At 57.2% G+C, this 16836-nt stretch carries 12 protein-coding genes, 4 tRNA genes and 2 rRNA genes; all 18 read left to right on the forward strand.

Translation table 11 applies throughout. The features are described from left to right. Nucleotides 1-489: ribosomal RNA gene (locus tag CCOS864_RS03285) — 23S ribosomal RNA — on the forward strand; the annotation flags it as partial. A 146-nt stretch (nucleotides 490-635) separates the two neighbouring features. Beyond that, nucleotides 636-751: ribosomal RNA gene (gene rrf / locus CCOS864_RS03290) — 5S ribosomal RNA — on the forward strand. 157 nt (nucleotides 752-908) lie between these two features. Further along, a complete protein-coding gene (gene birA, locus CCOS864_RS03295; RefSeq protein ID WP_115085061.1) occupies nucleotides 909-1868 on the forward strand; it encodes a bifunctional biotin--[acetyl-CoA-carboxylase] ligase/biotin operon repressor BirA in 960 nt (319 codons plus the stop codon). After that, on the forward strand, nucleotides 1858-2604 hold the full coding sequence (locus tag CCOS864_RS03300; protein ID WP_115085062.1) for a pantothenate kinase: 747 nt from the start codon (nucleotides 1858-1860) through the stop codon (nucleotides 2602-2604). Before birA ends, CCOS864_RS03300 begins: the two co-directional genes overlap by 11 nt. 7 nt (nucleotides 2605-2611) lie before the next feature. Then, a complete protein-coding gene (locus CCOS864_RS03305) occupies nucleotides 2612-3040 on the forward strand; it encodes a hypothetical protein (RefSeq protein ID WP_115085063.1) in 429 nt (142 codons plus the stop codon). 153 nt (nucleotides 3041-3193) lie between these two features. Continuing rightward, nucleotides 3194-3277: transfer RNA gene (locus CCOS864_RS03310), tRNA-Tyr, on the forward strand. Nucleotides 3278-3301: 24 nt separating this feature from the next. Then, a tRNA-Gly gene (locus tag CCOS864_RS03315) sits at nucleotides 3302-3375 on the forward strand. A 26-nt stretch (nucleotides 3376-3401) separates the two neighbouring features. Continuing rightward, nucleotides 3402-3477: transfer RNA gene (locus CCOS864_RS03320), tRNA-Thr, on the forward strand. An 86-nt stretch (nucleotides 3478-3563) separates the two neighbouring features. After that, the gene (gene tuf, locus CCOS864_RS03325) at nucleotides 3564-4757 is read left to right on the forward strand and encodes an elongation factor Tu (protein WP_115085064.1); all 1194 of its coding nucleotides are present in this window, start codon (nucleotides 3564-3566) and stop codon (nucleotides 4755-4757) included. Between the two features lie 53 nt (nucleotides 4758-4810). Continuing rightward, nucleotides 4811-4886: transfer RNA gene (locus CCOS864_RS03330), tRNA-Trp, on the forward strand. A 45-nt stretch (nucleotides 4887-4931) separates the two neighbouring features. Then, on the forward strand, nucleotides 4932-5300 hold the full coding sequence (gene secE, locus CCOS864_RS03335; RefSeq protein ID WP_045202238.1) for a preprotein translocase subunit SecE: 369 nt from the start codon (nucleotides 4932-4934) through the stop codon (nucleotides 5298-5300). Between the two features lie 9 nt (nucleotides 5301-5309). Then, nucleotides 5310-5843 (forward strand): transcription termination/antitermination protein NusG, encoded by a 534-nt coding sequence (nusG, locus tag CCOS864_RS03340; RefSeq protein WP_010220294.1) that lies wholly within the window; start codon nucleotides 5310-5312, stop codon nucleotides 5841-5843. Between the two features lie 119 nt (nucleotides 5844-5962). Further along, nucleotides 5963-6394: a 50S ribosomal protein L11 gene (gene rplK, locus CCOS864_RS03345; protein WP_115085065.1), complete on the forward strand. Its 432-nt coding sequence runs from the start codon at nucleotides 5963-5965 to the stop codon at nucleotides 6392-6394. Next, nucleotides 6394-7089 carry a 50S ribosomal protein L1 gene (gene rplA / locus CCOS864_RS03350; protein WP_038606147.1) on the forward strand — a complete coding sequence of 232 codons (696 nt, stop codon included), beginning with the start codon at nucleotides 6394-6396 and terminating at the stop codon, nucleotides 7087-7089. The genes rplK and rplA overlap by 1 nt, the downstream gene beginning before the upstream one ends. Before the next feature lie 200 nt (nucleotides 7090-7289). Further along, a complete protein-coding gene (gene rplJ, locus CCOS864_RS03355) occupies nucleotides 7290-7790 on the forward strand; it encodes a 50S ribosomal protein L10 (RefSeq protein ID WP_045190247.1) in 501 nt (166 codons plus the stop codon). Nucleotides 7791-7868: 78 nt separating this feature from the next. Then, the gene (gene rplL / locus CCOS864_RS03360; RefSeq protein WP_043861936.1) at nucleotides 7869-8234 is read left to right on the forward strand and encodes a 50S ribosomal protein L7/L12; all 366 of its coding nucleotides are present in this window, start codon (nucleotides 7869-7871) and stop codon (nucleotides 8232-8234) included. Between the two features lie 219 nt (nucleotides 8235-8453). Continuing rightward, entirely contained in the window at nucleotides 8454-12527 is a 4074-nt protein-coding gene (gene rpoB / locus CCOS864_RS03365) for a DNA-directed RNA polymerase subunit beta (protein WP_115085066.1), read from the forward strand. 64 nt (nucleotides 12528-12591) lie between these two features. Beyond that, complete coding sequence (rpoC, locus tag CCOS864_RS03370) at nucleotides 12592-16791, forward strand: DNA-directed RNA polymerase subunit beta' (protein ID WP_115085067.1); 4200 nt, start codon at nucleotides 12592-12594, stop codon at nucleotides 16789-16791. Nucleotides 16792-16836: the final 45 nt, after the last annotated feature.

Consider the following 16836-nt stretch of genomic DNA (forward strand, 5'->3'; position numbering starts at 1 on the left):
CCATCGCTCAACGGATAAAAGGTACTCCGGGGATAACAGGCTGATACCGCCCAAGAGTTCATATCGACGGCGGTGTTTGGCACCTCGATGTCGGCTCATCACATCCTGGGGCTGAAGCCGGTCCCAAGGGTATGGCTGTTCGCCATTTAAAGTGGTACGCGAGCTGGGTTTAGAACGTCGTGAGACAGTTCGGTCCCTATCTGCCGTGGACGTTTGAGATTTGAGAGGGGCTGCTCCTAGTACGAGAGGACCGGAGTGGACGAACCTCTGGTGTTCCGGTTGTCACGCCAGTGGCATTGCCGGGTAGCTATGTTCGGAAGAGATAACCGCTGAAAGCATCTAAGCGGGAAACTTGCCTCAAGATGAGATCTCACTGGAGCCTTGAGCTCCCTGAAGGGCCGTCGAAGACTACGACGTTGATAGGTTGGGTGTGTAAGCGCTGTGAGGCGTTGAGCTAACCAATACTAATTGCCCGTGAGGCTTGACCATATAACACCCAAGCAATTTGCTGCTCCTAAATAAAGAGCAGGCCAAATTGCGGTAGTGAAGACTGCAAAGCCGAGAATTTGTAACTCACAAACATCACATACCCGATTCGCTGGAGTGTCTAACAAGACCTTCTGGCAACAGAATTTCTTGACGACCATAGAGCATTGGAACCACCTGATCCCATCCCGAACTCAGTAGTGAAACGATGCATCGCCGATGGTAGTGTGGGGTTTCCCCATGTGAGAGTAGGTCATCGTCAAGATTAAATTCCGAAACCCCTATCTGCGTACGCAGGTAGGGGTTTTGTCTTTCTGGCATTTTCCTCTGTGCGCTCCTGCTGCCGCTTCCGCAACTCAGTTTTCTATGCAATCCCCACCTGCATGGCTATCATGCCCTCCTCATTGTGAGTCGAGATTGGCATGCTGAAGTTGTTGAAGCTCCTCAAGGATGGCCGGTTCCATTCCGGGCAAGACCTGGGCGCAGCCTTGGGCGTCAGTCGCGCCGCTGTCTGGAAGCAATTGCAGCTTCTTGAGGCTGAGCTGAACCTGCCCATTCATAAAGTCCGTGGCCGCGGCTATCAGTTGGCCACGCCGCTGTCGTTGCTGGAAGAGTCGGCATTAGCCGAGCTTTCCCAAGGTGAACAGTGGCCAGTGTTGATATTCGAATCCATCGACTCGACCAACGCCCAGGCCCTGCGCTCGATCAGCGAAGGCCAGGCTGCGCCGTTCCTGGTGCTGGCTGAGCGTCAGGCGGCCGGGCGTGGTCGGCGTGGCCGGCAGTGGGTCAGCCCATTCGCGGAAAACCTGTACTACAGCCTGGTGCTACGTATTGAAGGCGGCATGCGCCAGCTGGAAGGTTTGAGCCTTGTGGTTGGCCTGGCGGTAATGCGTACGCTGCAGGCCTTTGGTGTTGCCAGCGCGGGACTGAAATGGCCGAATGATGTTCTGGTAAACAATCAGAAAATCGCTGGCATCCTCCTGGAGCTGGTTGGAGATCCCGCGGACGTCTGTCACGTCGTGCTGGGGATTGGTATCAACGTCAACATGCAGGTCAACGAGCAGATCGATCAGCTGTGGACGTCTGTGCGTCGTGAGACAGGGGTGGCAGTCGATCGTAATAAGCTGGTGGCTGCGCTCAGTCAGAACCTGCAGCAGGATCTGCAGCGCCATCGGCAATCCGGTTTCGCCGCGTTCCAGGCCGAATGGGAACAATCCCATCTGTGGCAGGGGGCTGCGGTGTCCCTGATTGCCGGAGTCAACCGGATTGACGGAATTGTTCTAGGCATTGACCGGCAAGGGGCGTTGCGCCTCGAGGTTGATGGTGTTGAGAAGAGCTTTAGCGGTGGTGAGCTCAGTTTGAGGTTGCGTGATGATTCTTGAGCTCGATTGTGGCAACAGCTTTATCAAGTGGCGGGTAATCCATGCTGCGCAGGGTGCTGTGGCTGCCGGCGGCATAGTGGACTCCGATCAGGCCCTGGTAGCGGCTGTCATGGCGCTCCCTGAGGCGCCCAGGCGCTGCCGCCTGGTCAGTGTCAGAAGTGAAGAGGAGACTGCCGGTCTTTCGGCGCTGCTCGCTCAGCACTTTGGCCTGAATGTTGTCGTGGCGCAGCCGGCCAAAGAGGTCTGTGGCGTGCGTAATGGTTACGAAGACTTCCAGCGCCTTGGCCTGGATCGTTGGCTTGCGCTCCTGGGGGGGTATCACTTGGCGGGCGGCGCTTGCCTGGTCATGGATTTTGGTACGGCGGCCAAGGCCGACTTCGTATCTGCCGACGGCGAGCATCTGGGTGGTTTCATTTGCCCGGGCATGCCGTTGATGCGCAGTCAGCTGCGTACCCACACCCGGCGTATCCGCTATGACGATGCTTCGGCTGAACGGGCATTGTCGAGCCTGGCGCCTGGGCGTTCTACTGTCGAGGCGGTGGAGCGTGGTTGCGTGCATATGCTGCAGGGCTTTGTTCGCTCGCAGCTCGAATACGCTCAGGGACTGTGGGGTGATGATTTCACCGTGCTGCTAACCGGGGGCGATGCGCTCCTGGTGCAGGAGACCGCGCCACAGGCCCGGGTGGTGCCGGACCTGGTGTTCGTTGGTCTGGCCATGGCTTGTCCCCTGGATTGAGGTGCCTATGCGTTGGTTGTTTCTGTTGTTGGTGGTGCTCAATGTCTTTTATTACGTCTGGCACCAGCAGGAAGCGCCGTTGAAGGCCAAGGAAGTGGCGCCGTTGTCGCTGTATAAGGGAAATCAGCAGGATATTCGTCTGCTGAGCGAGTCGAGCAAGGGTAAAACGGCGCCCGAGCGTGGCCAGGAATGCCTCTACGTAGGCGGCCTGGCGGGCCAGGATCAGGTAAAGGCACTGCGTCAGCGCTTGCTGACCCTGGATATTGCTGCTGTTCCGGTGACCGGCCGCCTGGGTGATAGCACTGGTTTGTGGCTGCAGATCGCGCCCCAGAGCCAGCGTTTGCTGGACCAAACCGTGCTTGGGACACTTTCCCATGATTTCAAAGACTTAAAACATAAAATAATGTTGTGCGAGGGTATTGCAACTGGCGAATAGCTTGATAGAATGGCGCCCGCTTCACAGGGAACACCACTCAGGTGGTAGAGCTGGAGGCGGTGTCAAAGCAGCTAAGTTTCAGATTTGATTGAAAAAATTTGAAAAAGAGCTTGACACTGGATCGGCATTCTGCATAGAATGCCGGCCAAATCTGGAGGGATTCCCGAGCGGTCAAAGGGGACGGACTGTAAATCCGTTGCGAGAGCTTCGAAGGTTCGAATCCTTCTCCCTCCACCAGTTTTAGCGAGAGCCGCAAGCTCCGCGGGTATAGTTTAGTGGTAGAACCTCAGCCTTCCAAGCTGATGATGCGGGTTCGATTCCCGCTACCCGCTCCAAGTTTACGGTTGTTGCACAGTGTTACGCTCTTGTAGCTCAGTTGGTAGAGCACACCCTTGGTAAGGGTGAGGTCAGCGGTTCAAATCCGCTCAAGAGCTCCATATAACTAAGGCAGATATGAAAATATCTGCCTTTGTTTTAATGGTCGTATTGACTTGCTTATTTCTTCTTGCTGAGGATTGTCTCGATGGCTAAGGAAAAGTTCGATCGTAGTCTGCCGCACGTGAACGTCGGCACCATTGGTCACGTCGACCATGGCAAGACCACGCTGACCGCAGCGCTGACCCGCGTCTGCTCCGAAGTTTTCGGTTCGGCCGTTGTTGACTTCGATAAGATCGACAGCGCTCCAGAAGAGAAAGCTCGCGGTATCACCATCAACACCGCACACGTCGAGTACAACTCGAAGATTCGTCACTACGCTCACGTCGACTGCCCAGGTCACGCTGACTACGTGAAGAACATGATCACCGGTGCTGCCCAGATGGACGGCGCGATCCTGGTTTGCTCGGCCGCCGATGGTCCGATGCCACAAACCCGTGAGCACATCCTGCTGTCCCGTCAGGTTGGCGTTCCGTACATTGTGGTCTTCCTGAACAAGGCTGACCTGGTAGACGACGCTGAGCTGCTGGAACTGGTCGAGATGGAAGTTCGCGACCTGCTGTCCACCTATGACTTCCCAGGCGACGACACTCCGATCATCATCGGTTCGGCTCGTATGGCGCTGGAAGGCAAAGACGACAACGAAATGGGCACCACCGCTGTCAAGAAGCTGGTTGAGACTCTGGATGCCTACATCCCAGAGCCTGAGCGCGCTATCGACAAGCCGTTCCTGATGCCAATCGAAGACGTATTCTCGATCTCGGGTCGTGGTACCGTTGTTACCGGTCGTATCGAGCGTGGTATCGTCCGCGTTCAAGACGCCCTGGAAATCGTTGGTCTGCGTGACACCACCACCACCACCTGCACCGGTGTTGAGATGTTCCGCAAGCTGCTGGACGAAGGTCGTGCTGGCGAGAACTGCGGCGTGCTGCTGCGCGGCACCAAGCGTGACGACGTTGAGCGTGGCCAGGTTCTGGTCAAGCCAGGTTCGGTCAAGCCGCACACCAAGTTCACCGCAGAAGTTTACGTTCTGAGCAAGGAAGAAGGCGGCCGTCATACTCCGTTCTTCAAAGGCTACCGTCCACAGTTCTACTTCCGTACTACTGACGTGACTGGTAACTGCGAGCTGCCAGAAGGCGTTGAAATGGTAATGCCAGGTGACAACATTCAAATGACTGTTACCCTGATCAAGACCATCGCGATGGAAGACGGTCTGCGTTTCGCTATCCGTGAAGGCGGTCGTACCGTCGGTGCTGGTGTCGTAGCAAAGATTATCGAATAAGTAGTTGATTTCTCTCGATCAGGCCGACATAATGGTCGGCCTGATAAGCTTTTAGGTCAGTAGCTCAATTGGCAGAGCGACGGTCTCCAAAACCGTAGGTTGGGGGTTCGATTCCCTCCTGACCTGCCAGATTCACCTCGTGTGTCTGGCTTTCTTTTCACAGGATTTTCCTAGATGACTCCCAAGGCTGAAGCCCAAGACTCTCGTTTTGATCTGCTCAAGTGGCTGGCTGTTGTCGCTTTGGTAGTCGTTGGTGTTGTGGGTAACCAGTATTACTCCGCCTCGCCGATTCTGTATCGCGTACTTGCACTGCTTGCTCTTGCTGCTGTAGCTGGCTTCGTTGCCCTGCAGACTGCCAAAGGCAAGTCGTTCTTTGCGCTGGCAAAGGAAGCTCGCACCGAGATTCGTAAAGTCGTATGGCCAACCCGCCAAGAAACCACGCAGACCACGCTCATCGTAGTGGCGGTTGTCCTGGTTATGGCGTTGCTGCTGTGGGGTCTCGACTCCCTGCTGGGTTGGTTGATTTCCTTGATTGTTGGCTAAGGGTGTCCCGTGGCTAAGCGTTGGTACGTTGTGCATGCTTACTCGGGTTACGAGAAGCATGTAATGCGCTCGCTGATCGAGCGCGTAAAGCTGGCTGGCATGGAAGATGGCTTCGGCGAGATTCTGGTCCCCACTGAAGAAGTGGTTGAGATGCGCAATGGCCAGAAGCGCAAAAGCGAGCGTAAGTTCTTCCCGGGTTATGTGCTGGTCCAAATGGACATGAACGAAGGGACTTGGCACTTGGTCAAGGATACTCCTCGTGTCATGGGCTTCATCGGTGGTACTGCAGACAAGCCTGCACCCATCACCGACAAAGAAGCTGAAGCCATTCTGCGTCGCGTTGCCGATGGCAGCGATAAGCCGAAGCCGAAGACTTTGTTCGAGCCGGGCGAAGTGGTCCGCGTTATCGACGGTCCGTTCGCTGATTTCAACGGTACCGTTGAAGAAGTTAACTACGAGAAGAGCCGGATCCAAGTGGCCGTGCTTATTTTCGGTCGCTCTACCCCGGTAGAGCTCGAGTTCAGCCAGGTCGAGAAGGTCTAGCCGAACAAAGCATCCCATACCCCGCAGCCCTATGTGCTGCGGGGTTTTGTCGTCACTGGGATAAAACGCAAGTAATCCGGGGAGCCTTCAGGCGTTCGTACCCGATATTGGAGTAGCTCATGGCTAAGAAGATTCAGGCTTACATCAAGCTGCAAGTAAAGGCCGGCCAGGCCAACCCAAGCCCACCCGTTGGTCCAGCACTGGGTCAACACGGTGTGAACATCATGGAATTCTGCAAGGCCTTCAACGCCCGTACTCAGGGTCAAGAAGCCGGTCTGCCGACTCCTGTGATCATCACTGTTTACAGTGACCGCAGTTTCACCTTCGAAACCAAAAGCACCCCTGCTTCGGTTCTGCTGAAGAAAGCAGCTGGCCTGACCAGCGGTTCTGCACGTCCGAACACCGTTAAAGTCGGTACTGTGACCCGTGCTCAGCTGGAAGAGATCGCCAAGACCAAACAGGCTGATCTGACTGCTGCTGACATGGATGCAGCCGTGCGAACCATCGCCGGTTCTGCTCGCAGCATGGGCCTCAACGTGGAGGGTGTGTAATGGCTAAGCTGACCAAGCGCCAAAAGGCCATTGCTTCGAAAATCGAAGCAGGCAAAGTCTACAACTTCGAAGACGCAGCAGTGCTGCTGGCCGAACTGTCCACCGTGAAGTTCAGCGAATCCTTCGACGTTGCTGTCAACCTCGGTGTTGACCCACGTAAATCCGACCAGGTCGTTCGTAGCGCTACCGTGCTGCCACACGGCACTGGCAAGACCGTACGTGTAGCTGTCTTCACCCAGGGTCCTGCTGCTGAAGCCGCTCTGGCTGCCGGCGCTGACCGCGTTGGTATGGACGATCTGGCTGCCGAAATGAAAGGCGGCGACCTGAACTATGACGTCGTTATTGCTTCCCCGGACGCAATGCGTGTTGTAGGTCAGCTGGGTCAGGTTCTGGGTCCTCGCGGCCTGATGCCTAACCCGAAAGTCGGTACCGTAACTCCAGACGTAGCCACCGCGGTTAAAAACGCCAAGGCTGGTCAGGTTCGTTATCGCACCGACAAAAACGGCATCATCCACACCTCCGTTGGCAAAGTCGGCTTTGAAGCTGGCAAGCTGAAGGAAAACGTTGAAGCCCTGATCGCTGATCTGAAGCGCATCAAGCCAGCTTCCTCGAAAGGTATCTACGTCAAGCGCGTTACCCTGAGCACCACCATGGGCCCAGGTCTGGTCATCGACCAGAGCTCGCTGAACGCGTAAGACAAAACCCGGTGCGAGCGATCGCACCAGGTTGAAAAAATTGGGGTCCCTGCCTGGCGGGGGCTATCCAAGACCGTAGGCGACGCAAGTCTTAAACCACAAGCCTACGCAGATGGTGCCCCTGGTTCCTTACCGAATCAGACACCAAAACGACATCCGGCTCCGGCTGGATGAAACGGTAACAAGCAGGAGTTTTACCCGTGGCAATTAAACTCGAAGACAAGAAGGCCATCGTCGCTGAAGTCAACGAGGCTGCCAAAGTCGCTCTGTCTGCTGTCGTGGCTGATGCCCGTGGCGTGACTGTAGGCGCAATGACCGGACTCCGTAAAGAGGCTCGTGAAGCTGGCGTTTACGTACGTGTTGTACGTAACACCCTGCTCAAGCGCGCTGTTGCTGACACTGAATTCAGTGTCCTCAACGACGCCTTCACTGGCCCTACCCTGATCGCATTCTCCAACGAACACCCGGGCGCTGCTGCCCGTCTGTTCGCAGAATTCGCCAAGGGTCAGAGCAAGTTCGAGATCAAGGCAGCTGCGTTCGACGGCAAGTTCCTTGCCGCAAACCAGATCGACGTGTTGGCTTCCCTGCCGACCCGCGACGAGGCCATTGCGAAGCTGATGAGCGTGATCCAAGGCGCTACCAGCAAGCTGGCTCGTACTTTGGCAGCCGTTCGCGACCAGAAAGAAGCTGCTGCAGCCTAAGGCGCAGAAAGCACTTTCGAAATCATACGTTTAATTTGATGGCTGCGTAGGCTGTCACCCCAATACAGGATTTAAGTCATGTCTCTGACTAACGAGCAAATCATCGAAGCAATCGGCCAGAAAACCGTTCTGGAAGTTGTTGAGCTGATCAAAGCAATGGAAGAAACCTTCGGTGTTACCGCTGCTGTTGCCGCTGCCGGCCCAGCTGCTGCCGCTGCCGTTGTTGAAGAACAAACCGAGTTCAACGTTGTTCTGGTTGCCGCTGGCGACAAGAAAGTAAACGTGATCAAGGCTGTTCGTGAACTGACCGGCCTGGGCCTGAAAGAAGCCAAGGAAAAGGTTGATACCGCTCCTCAGGTTGTTGCTGAAGGCGTTTCGAAAGAAGCCGCTGACAAAGCTAAAGCTGACCTGGAAGCAGCAGGCGCTACCGTCGAACTGAAGTAATTTCGACTGTGCGTCTCCAGCCCGAGCGATAAGCGAAAGGCTGATGGCTGGTGGCTCTTGCCACCGGCCTTTTTCCGTTATTGGCAGCTGACCAGGTCGGCGCCGATAACGAGCTGCAACCACCAATGATGGTGGCGCAAACCATGGGGTTTGCACGATTTTCTGGCTGCTCCCGTCGGGAGAAGCCAAACAAGCAGGTGACCAAGCTGGGGAACGCTGATGGCTTACTCATACACTGAGAAAAAACGTATCCGCAAGGACTTTAGCAAGTTGCCGGACGTCATGGATGTGCCTTACCTCCTGGCCATCCAGCTGGATTCGTATCGTGAATTCTTGCAAGCGGGAGCGACCAAAGATCAGTTCCGCGACGTGGGCCTGCATGCGGCCTTCAAATCGGTTTTCCCGATCATCAGCTACTCCGGCAATGCTGCCCTGGAGTACGTTGGCTATCGTCTGGGCGAACCGGCTTTTGATGTCAAAGAATGCGTACTGCGTGGCGTGACCTATGCGGTTCCGCTGCGGGTAAAAGTCCGCCTGATCATTTTCGACAAAGAGTCGTCGAACAAAGCGATCAAGGACATCAAAGAGCAAGAAGTCTACATGGGTGAAATTCCCCTGATGACTGAAAACGGTACCTTCGTAATCAACGGTACCGAGCGTGTTATCGTTTCCCAGCTGCACCGTTCGCCGGGCGTGTTCTTCGATCACGACCGCGGCAAGACGCACAGCTCTGGCAAACTGCTGTACTCGGCGCGGATCATTCCTTACCGCGGTTCGTGGCTGGACTTCGAGTTCGATCCGAAAGACTGTGTATTCGTCCGTATCGACCGTCGTCGTAAACTGCCTGCGTCGGTTCTGCTGCGCGCGCTGGGCTACAGCACTGAAGAAGTGCTGGATGCTTTCTACACCACCAACGTGTTCCACGTGTCGGGCGAGAAGCTCAGCCTGGAGCTGGTGCCTCAGCGCCTGCGTGGTGAAGTTGCGGTCATGGATATTCATGACGAAACCGGCAAGGTCATTGTCGAGCAAGGTCGTCGTATCACCGCTCGCCACATCAACCAGCTGGAAAAAGCTGGCGTCAAGCAGCTGGACGTTCCGCTGGAATACGTCCTGGGCCGCACTACCGCCAAGGCGATCGTGCACCCGGCTACCGGCGAGATCCTGGCTGAGTGCAACACCGAGCTGACCACCGACGCCCTGGTGAAGATCGCCAAGGCTCAGGTTGTTCGCATCGAGACCCTGTACACCAACGACATCGACTGCGGTCCGTTCATCTCGGATACCCTGAAGATCGACTCCACCAGCAACCAACTGGAAGCGCTGGTCGAGATCTATCGCATGATGCGTCCTGGCGAGCCGCCAACCAAGGATGCCGCCGAGACCCTGTTCAACAACCTGTTCTTCAGCGCCGAACGTTACGACCTGTCGGCCGTTGGCCGCATGAAGTTCAACCGTCGTATCGGTCGTACCGAGATCGAAGGTTCGGGCGTGCTGAGCAAGGAAGATATCGTCGAGGTCCTCAAGACCCTGGTCGACATCCGTAACGGCAAAGGTATCGTCGACGACATCGACCATCTGGGTAACCGTCGCGTCCGTTGTGTCGGCGAGATGGCCGAGAACCAGTTCCGCGTTGGCCTGGTGCGTGTAGAGCGCGCGGTCAAAGAGCGTCTGTCGATGGCTGAAAGCGAAGGCCTGATGCCTCAGGACCTGATCAACGCCAAGCCGGTTGCGGCGGCGGTGAAAGAGTTCTTCGGCTCCAGCCAGCTCTCGCAGTTCATGGACCAGAACAACCCGCTGTCCGAGATCACCCACAAGCGTCGTGTCTCCGCACTCGGCCCTGGTGGTCTGACCCGTGAGCGCGCAGGCTTCGAAGTCCGTGACGTACACCCGACCCACTACGGCCGTGTGTGCCCGATCGAGACCCCTGAAGGTCCGAACATCGGTCTGATCAACTCCCTGGCTGCGTACGCTCGCACCAACCAGTACGGCTTCCTGGAAAGCCCGTACCGCGTGGTGAAAGAAGGCGTGGTTACCGACGACATCGTGTTCCTGTCGGCGATCGAAGAAGCTGATCACGTCATCGCCCAGGCTTCGGCCACGATGAACGAGAAGAAGCACCTGATCGACGAGCTGGTAGCTGTTCGTCACCTGAACGAATTCACCGTCAAGGCGCCGGAAGACGTCACCCTGATGGACGTTTCGCCGAAGCAGGTAGTTTCGGTTGCAGCGTCGCTGATTCCGTTCCTCGAGCACGACGACGCCAACCGTGCGTTGATGGGTTCGAACATGCAGCGTCAGGCTGTACCAACCCTGCGCGCCGACAAGCCGCTGGTCGGTACCGGCATGGAGCGCAACGTTGCCCGTGACTCCGGCGTTTGCGTCGTGGCCCGTCGTGGTGGCGTGATCGACTCCGTCGATGCCAGCCGTATCGTTGTTCGCGTTGCCGATGACGAAGTTGAAACCGGTGAAGCCGGTGTCGACATCTACAACCTGACCAAGTACACCCGTTCGAACCAGAACACCTGCATCAACCAGCGTCCGCTGGTGAACAAGGGTGACGCGGTTCAGCGTGGCGACATCATGGCCGACGGCCCGTCCACCGATATGGGTGAACTGGCACTGGGTCAGAACATGCGCATCGCGTTCATGGCGTGGAACGGCTTCAACTTCGAAGACTCCATCTGCCTGTCCGAGCGTGTGGTTCAGGAAGACCGCTTCACCACGATCCACATCCAGGAACTGACCTGTGTGGCCCGTGACACCAAGCTTGGCCCAGAGGAAATCACCGCGGACATCCCGAACGTCGGTGAAGCTGCGCTGAACAAGCTGGACGAAGCTGGTATCGTCTATGTTGGTGCTGAAGTTGGCGCTGGCGACATCCTGGTCGGCAAGGTCACGCCAAAAGGCGAAACCCAGCTGACTCCGGAAGAAAAACTGCTGCGCGCGATCTTCGGTGAGAAGGCCAGCGACGTTAAAGACACCTCCCTGCGCGTGCCTACCGGCACCAAAGGTACTGTCATCGACGTACAGGTCTTCACCCGTGATGGCGTCGAGCGCGACAGCCGTGCGCTGTCCATCGAGAAGATGCAGCTGGACGAGATCCGCAAGGACCTCAACGAAGAGTTCCGCATCGTCGAAGGCGCAACCTTCGAGCGTCTGCGTTCGGCCCTGAACGGCCAGGTTGTCGACGGTGGTGCAGGCCTGAAGAAAGGCACTGTGATCACCAACGAAGTCCTGGACGGTCTGGAGCACGGCCAGTGGTTCAAACTGCGCATGGCCGAAGACGCGCTGAACGAGCAGCTCGAGAAGGCCCAGGCCTACATCGTTGATCGTCGCCGTCTGCTGGACGACAAGTTCGAAGACAAGAAGCGCAAGCTGCAGCAGGGCGATGACCTGGCACCGGGCGTACTGAAGATCGTCAAGGTCTACCTGGCAATCCGTCGTCGCATCCAGCCGGGCGACAAGATGGCCGGTCGTCACGGTAACAAAGGTGTGGTCTCGGTGATCATGCCGGTCGAAGACATGCCGCACGACGCCAACGGTACTCCGGTCGACGTGGTACTCAACCCGCTGGGTGTACCATCGCGTATGAACGTTGGTCAGATCCTCGAAACCCACCTGGGCCTGGCGGCCAAAGGTCTGGGCGAGAAGATCAACCGCATGCTCGAAGAGCAGCGCAAGGTCATCGAGCTGCGCAAGTTCCTCACCGAGATCTACAACGAGATCGGTGGTCGTCAGGAAGAGCTGGAGACTTTCTCCGACCAGGAGATCCTGGACCTGGCGAAGAACCTCAAAGGCGGTGTGCCAATGGCCACTCCAGTCTTCGACGGTGCCAAGGAAAGCGAGATCAAGGCCATGCTGAAACTGGCAGACATGCCAGAAAGCGGTCAGATGCAGCTGTTCGACGGTCGTACTGGTAACAAGTTCGAGCGTCATGTGACCGTTGGTTACATGTACATGCTCAAGCTGAACCACTTGGTGGACGACAAGATGCACGCGCGTTCCACTGGTTCTTACAGCCTGGTTACCCAGCAGCCGCTGGGTGGTAAGGCGCAGTTCGGTGGTCAGCGTTTCGGGGAGATGGAAGTGTGGGCGCTGGAAGCATACGGCGCGGCATACACCCTGCAAGAAATGCTCACAGTGAAGTCGGACGATGTGAACGGTCGGACCAAGATGTACAAAAACATCGTGGACGGCGATCACCGTATGGAGCCGGGCATGCCCGAGTCCTTCAACGTGTTGATCAAAGAGATTCGTTCGCTCGGTATCGATATCGATCTGGAAACCGAATAACACGTGACGCGAATCGGGAGCGTGGCTGAAAAGCCCGCTCCCTGCTCCGCCAGGAGGAAAGGCCTTGAAAGACCTACTGAATTTGCTGAAAAACCAGGGTCAAGTCGAAGAGTTCGACGCCATCCGTATCGGATTGGCCTCGCCTGAGATGATCCGTTCGTGGTCGTTCGGTGAAGTTAAAAAACCGGAAACCATCAACTACCGTACGTTCAAGCCTGAGCGTGACGGCCTGTTCTGCGCCAAGATCTTTGGCCCAGTCAAGGACTACGAGTGCCTGTGCGGTAAGTACAAGCGCCTGAAACACCGCGGCGTGATCTGCGAGAAGTGCGGCGTTGAAGTCGCCCTGGCCAAGGTTCGTCGTGAGCGCATGGCGCACATCGAACTGGCTTCGCCGGTTGCCCACATCTGGTTCCTGAAATCGCTGCCGTCGCGTATCGGCCTGCTGATGGACATGACCCTGCGTGATATCGAGCGCGTTCTCTACTTCGAGAGCTATGTCGTTATCGACCCGGGCATGACCACCCTGGAAAAAGGCCAGCTGCTCAACGACGAGCAGTACTTCGAAGCGCTGGAAGAGTTCGGTGACGACTTCGACGCCCGCATGGGTGCCGAGGCTGTCCGCGAGCTGCTGCACGCTATCGACCTGGAGCACGAGATCGGTCGCCTGCGCGAAGAGATTCCGCAGACCAACTCGGAAACCAAGATCAAGAAGCTGTCCAAGCGTCTGAAACTGATGGAGGCCTTCCAGGGCTCGGGCAACCTGCCTGAGTGGATGGTCCTGACCGTTCTGCCGGTTCTGCCGCCAGACCTGCGTCCATTGGTTCCGCTGGATGGCGGTCGCTTCGCGACTTCCGACCTGAACGACCTGTATCGTCGGGTGATCAACCGTAACAACCGTCTGAAGCGCCTGCTCGACCTGTCCGCGCCGGACATCATCGTGCGCAACGAAAAGCGCATGCTGCAGGAAGCGGTCGACGCCTTGCTGGATAACGGCCGTCGCGGTCGTGCCATCACCGGCTCGAACAAGCGTCCTCTGAAGTCCCTGGCCGACATGATCAAGGGTAAGCAAGGTCGTTTCCGTCAGAACTTGCTCGGTAAGCGTGTTGACTACTCCGGCCGTTCGGTAATTACCGTAGGTCCGACCCTGCGTCTGCACCAGTGCGGTCTGCCGAAGAAGATGGCTCTCGAGCTGTTCAAGCCGTTCATTTTCGGCAAGCTGGAAATGCGTGGTCTGGCGACCACCATCAAGGCCGCCAAGAAAATGGTCGAGCGTGAGCTGCCAGAGGTTTGGGACGTTCTCGCCGAAGTGATTCGCGAACACCCCGTACTGCTCAACCGTGCACCGACCCTTCACCGTCTGGGCATCCAGGCGTTTGAACCGGTACTGATCGAAGGTAAGGCTATCCAGCTGCACCCGTTGGTCTGTGCTGCGTACAACGCCGACTTCGACGGTGACCAGATGGCCGTTCACGTGCCGCTGACGCTGGAAGCCCAGCTCGAAGCGCGCGCGCTGATGATGTCGACCAACAACATCCTGTCGCCAGCCAACGGTGAGCCAATCATCGTTCCGTCGCAGGACGTTGTACTGGGTCTGTACTACATGACCCGTGAAGCCATCAACGCCAAGGGCGAAGGTCGCGTATTCGCTGACCTGCAGGAAGTCGACCGGGTATTCCGTGCCGGCGAAGCTGCCCTGCACGCCAAGATCAAGGTTCGTATCAACGAAACCGTAAACGATCGTGATGGCGGCAGCGTCAAGAACACCCGTATCGTCGACACCACTGTCGGCCGTGCACTGCTGTTCCAGGTTGTTCCACCAGGTCTGTCGTACGACGTGGTCAACCAGCCAATGAAGAAAAAGGCGATCTCCAAGCTGATCAACCAGTGCTACCGCGTGGTTGGTCTGAAAGAGACCGTGATCTTCGCTGACCAGCTGATGTATACCGGTTTTGCCTACTCGACCATCTCCGGCGTTTCCATCGGTGTTAACGACTTCGTTATCCCGGATGAAAAAGCCCGCATCATCGGTGCTGCCACCGACGAAGTGAAAGAGATCGAGAGCCAGTACGCCTCCGGCCTGGTAACCCAGGGCGAGAAGTACAACAAAGTCATCGACTTGTGGTCCAAGGCGAACGACGAAGTTTCCAAGGCGATGATGGCCAACCTCTCGAAAGAGAAGGTCATCGACCGCAATGGCGACGAAGTCGAGCAAGAGTCCTTCAACTCGATGTACATGATGGCTGACTCCGGTGCCCGGGGTTCGGCAGCTCAGATTCGTCAGCTGGCCGGTATGCGTGGTCTGATGGCCAAGCCGGACGGCTCGATCATCGAGACGCCGATCACCGCGAACTTCCGTGAAGGTCTGAGCGTACTCCAGTACTTCATCTCGACTCACGGTGCTCGTAAGGGTCTTGCGGATACCGCGTTGAAAACCGCGAACTCCGGTTACCTGACTCGTCGTCTGGTAGACGTTGCCCAGGATCTGGTCGTGACCGAGATCGACTGCGGCACCGAGCAAGGCCTGCTGATGACGCCGCACATTGAAGGCGGCGACGTTGTAGAGCCGCTGGGTGAGCGTGTACTGGGTCGTGTTATCGCCCGTGACGTGTTCAAGCCAGGCACCGACGACGTTATCGTTCCGGCCGGTACCCTGGTCGACGAGAAGTGGGTCGAGTTCATCGAGCTGAACAGCATCGACGAAGTGATCGTGCGTTCGCCGATCAGCTGCGAAACCCGCTACGGCATCTGCGCCAAGTGCTACGGTCGTGACCTGGCGCGTGGTCACCAGGTGAACATCGGTGAAGCGGTCGGCGTTATCGCTGCCCAGTCGATCGGTGAGCCGGGTACCCAGCTGACCATGCGTACATTCCACATCGGTGGTGCTGCAAGCCGGACCTCGGCTGCCGACAGCGTCCAGGTGAAGAACGGCGGTATGGTTCGCCTGCATAACCTGAAGCACGTTGAGCGTGCCGACCGTAACCTGGTCGCCGTATCGCGTTCCGGTGAGTTGGCGATTGCCGACGAATTCGGTCGTGAGCGCGAGCGTTACAAGCTGCCTTACGGTGCGGTCATTTCGGTGAAGGAAGGCGACAAGGTCGACGCTGGCGCAATCGTCGCCAAGTGGGACCCGCACACCCACCCGATCGTTACCGAGATGAAAGGTACCGTGACCTTCGTGGGCATGGAAGAAGGCATCACCATCAAGCGTCAGACTGACGAATTGACTGGTTTGACCAACATTGAAGTTCTGGACGTCAAAGACCGTCCGGCTGCAGGCAAGGAAATCCGTCCTGCAATCAAGATGGTCGACGCCAATGGCAAGGATCTGCTGCTGCCAGGTACCGACGTACCGGCTCAGTACTTCCTGCCGGCCAACGCCCTGGTCGGTGTGGCTGACGGTGCCCAGATCGGCGTCGGTGACGTTATCGCGCGTATCCCGCAAGAAACGTCGAAGACCCGTGACATCACCGGTGGTCTGCCGCGGGTTGCCGACTTGTTCGAAGCCCGTCGTCCGAAAGAAGCCTCGATTCTGGCTGAAGTCAGCGGCACCATCGCCTTCGGTAAAGAGACCAAGGGCAAGCGCCGTCTGGTCATCACCCCGAACGACGGTAGCGATCCGTACGAAGAGCTGATTCCAAAGTGGCGTCACCTGAACGTCTTCGAAGGCGAGCAAGTGAACCGCGGCGAAGTTATCTCCGACGGTCCGAGCGATCCGCACGACATCCTGCGTCTGCTGGGTGTCAGCGCGCTGGCCAAGTACATCGTCAACGAGATTCAGGACGTTTACCGTCTGCAAGGCGTTAAGATCAACGACAAGCACATCGAAACCATCCTGCGTCAGATGCTGCGCAAGGTCGAGATTGCCGAGTCGGGTGACTCCAGCTTCATCAAGGGCGACCAGATGGAACTGACCCATGTACTGGTAGAGAACGAGCGCCTTGGCGCGGAAGACAAGTTTGTCTCCAAGTTCACTCGCGTACTGCTGGGTATCACCAAGGCCTCGCTGTCCACCGAATCGTTCATCTCGGCGGCTTCCTTCCAGGAAACCACTCGAGTACTGACCGAAGCGGCGGTAACCGGCAAGCGCGATTACCTGCGCGGCCTGAAAGAAAACGTGGTCGTGGGTCGTCTGATCCCGGCCGGTACCGGTCTGGCCTACCACAGCGAGCGCAAGCGTCGCCGTGATGCCGACAAACCGCTGCGCGTAAGTGCCAGTGAGGTGGAAGCCGCACTGACCGAAGCGCTGAATTCCAGCGGTAACTGAAAGTAGGATAGGGCCCCGGCAAACCTGTTTTGGTCATCGGCGACA

It is taken from the genome of Pseudomonas wadenswilerensis, from assembly GCF_900497695.1.
Lineage (GTDB): Bacteria > Pseudomonadota > Gammaproteobacteria > Pseudomonadales > Pseudomonadaceae > Aquipseudomonas > Aquipseudomonas wadenswilerensis.

Coding starts and splice junctions, on each gene's coding strand:
- secE (WP_045202238.1), top strand. CDS start 4,932: ATGACTCCCAAGGCTGAAGCCCAAGACTCTCGTTTTGATCTGCTCAAG.
- rpoB (WP_115085066.1), top strand. CDS start 8,454: ATGGCTTACTCATACACTGAGAAAAAACGTATCCGCAAGGACTTTAGC.
- birA (WP_115085061.1), top strand. CDS start 909: ATGCTGAAGTTGTTGAAGCTCCTCAAGGATGGCCGGTTCCATTCCGGG.
- rplK (WP_115085065.1), top strand. CDS start 5,963: ATGGCTAAGAAGATTCAGGCTTACATCAAGCTGCAAGTAAAGGCCGGC.
- CCOS864_RS03300 (WP_115085062.1), top strand. CDS start 1,858: ATGATTCTTGAGCTCGATTGTGGCAACAGCTTTATCAAGTGGCGGGTA.
- rplA (WP_038606147.1), top strand. CDS start 6,394: ATGGCTAAGCTGACCAAGCGCCAAAAGGCCATTGCTTCGAAAATCGAA.
- tuf (WP_115085064.1), top strand. CDS start 3,564: ATGGCTAAGGAAAAGTTCGATCGTAGTCTGCCGCACGTGAACGTCGGC.
- CCOS864_RS03305 (WP_115085063.1), top strand. CDS start 2,612: ATGCGTTGGTTGTTTCTGTTGTTGGTGGTGCTCAATGTCTTTTATTAC.
- rplL (WP_043861936.1), top strand. CDS start 7,869: ATGTCTCTGACTAACGAGCAAATCATCGAAGCAATCGGCCAGAAAACC.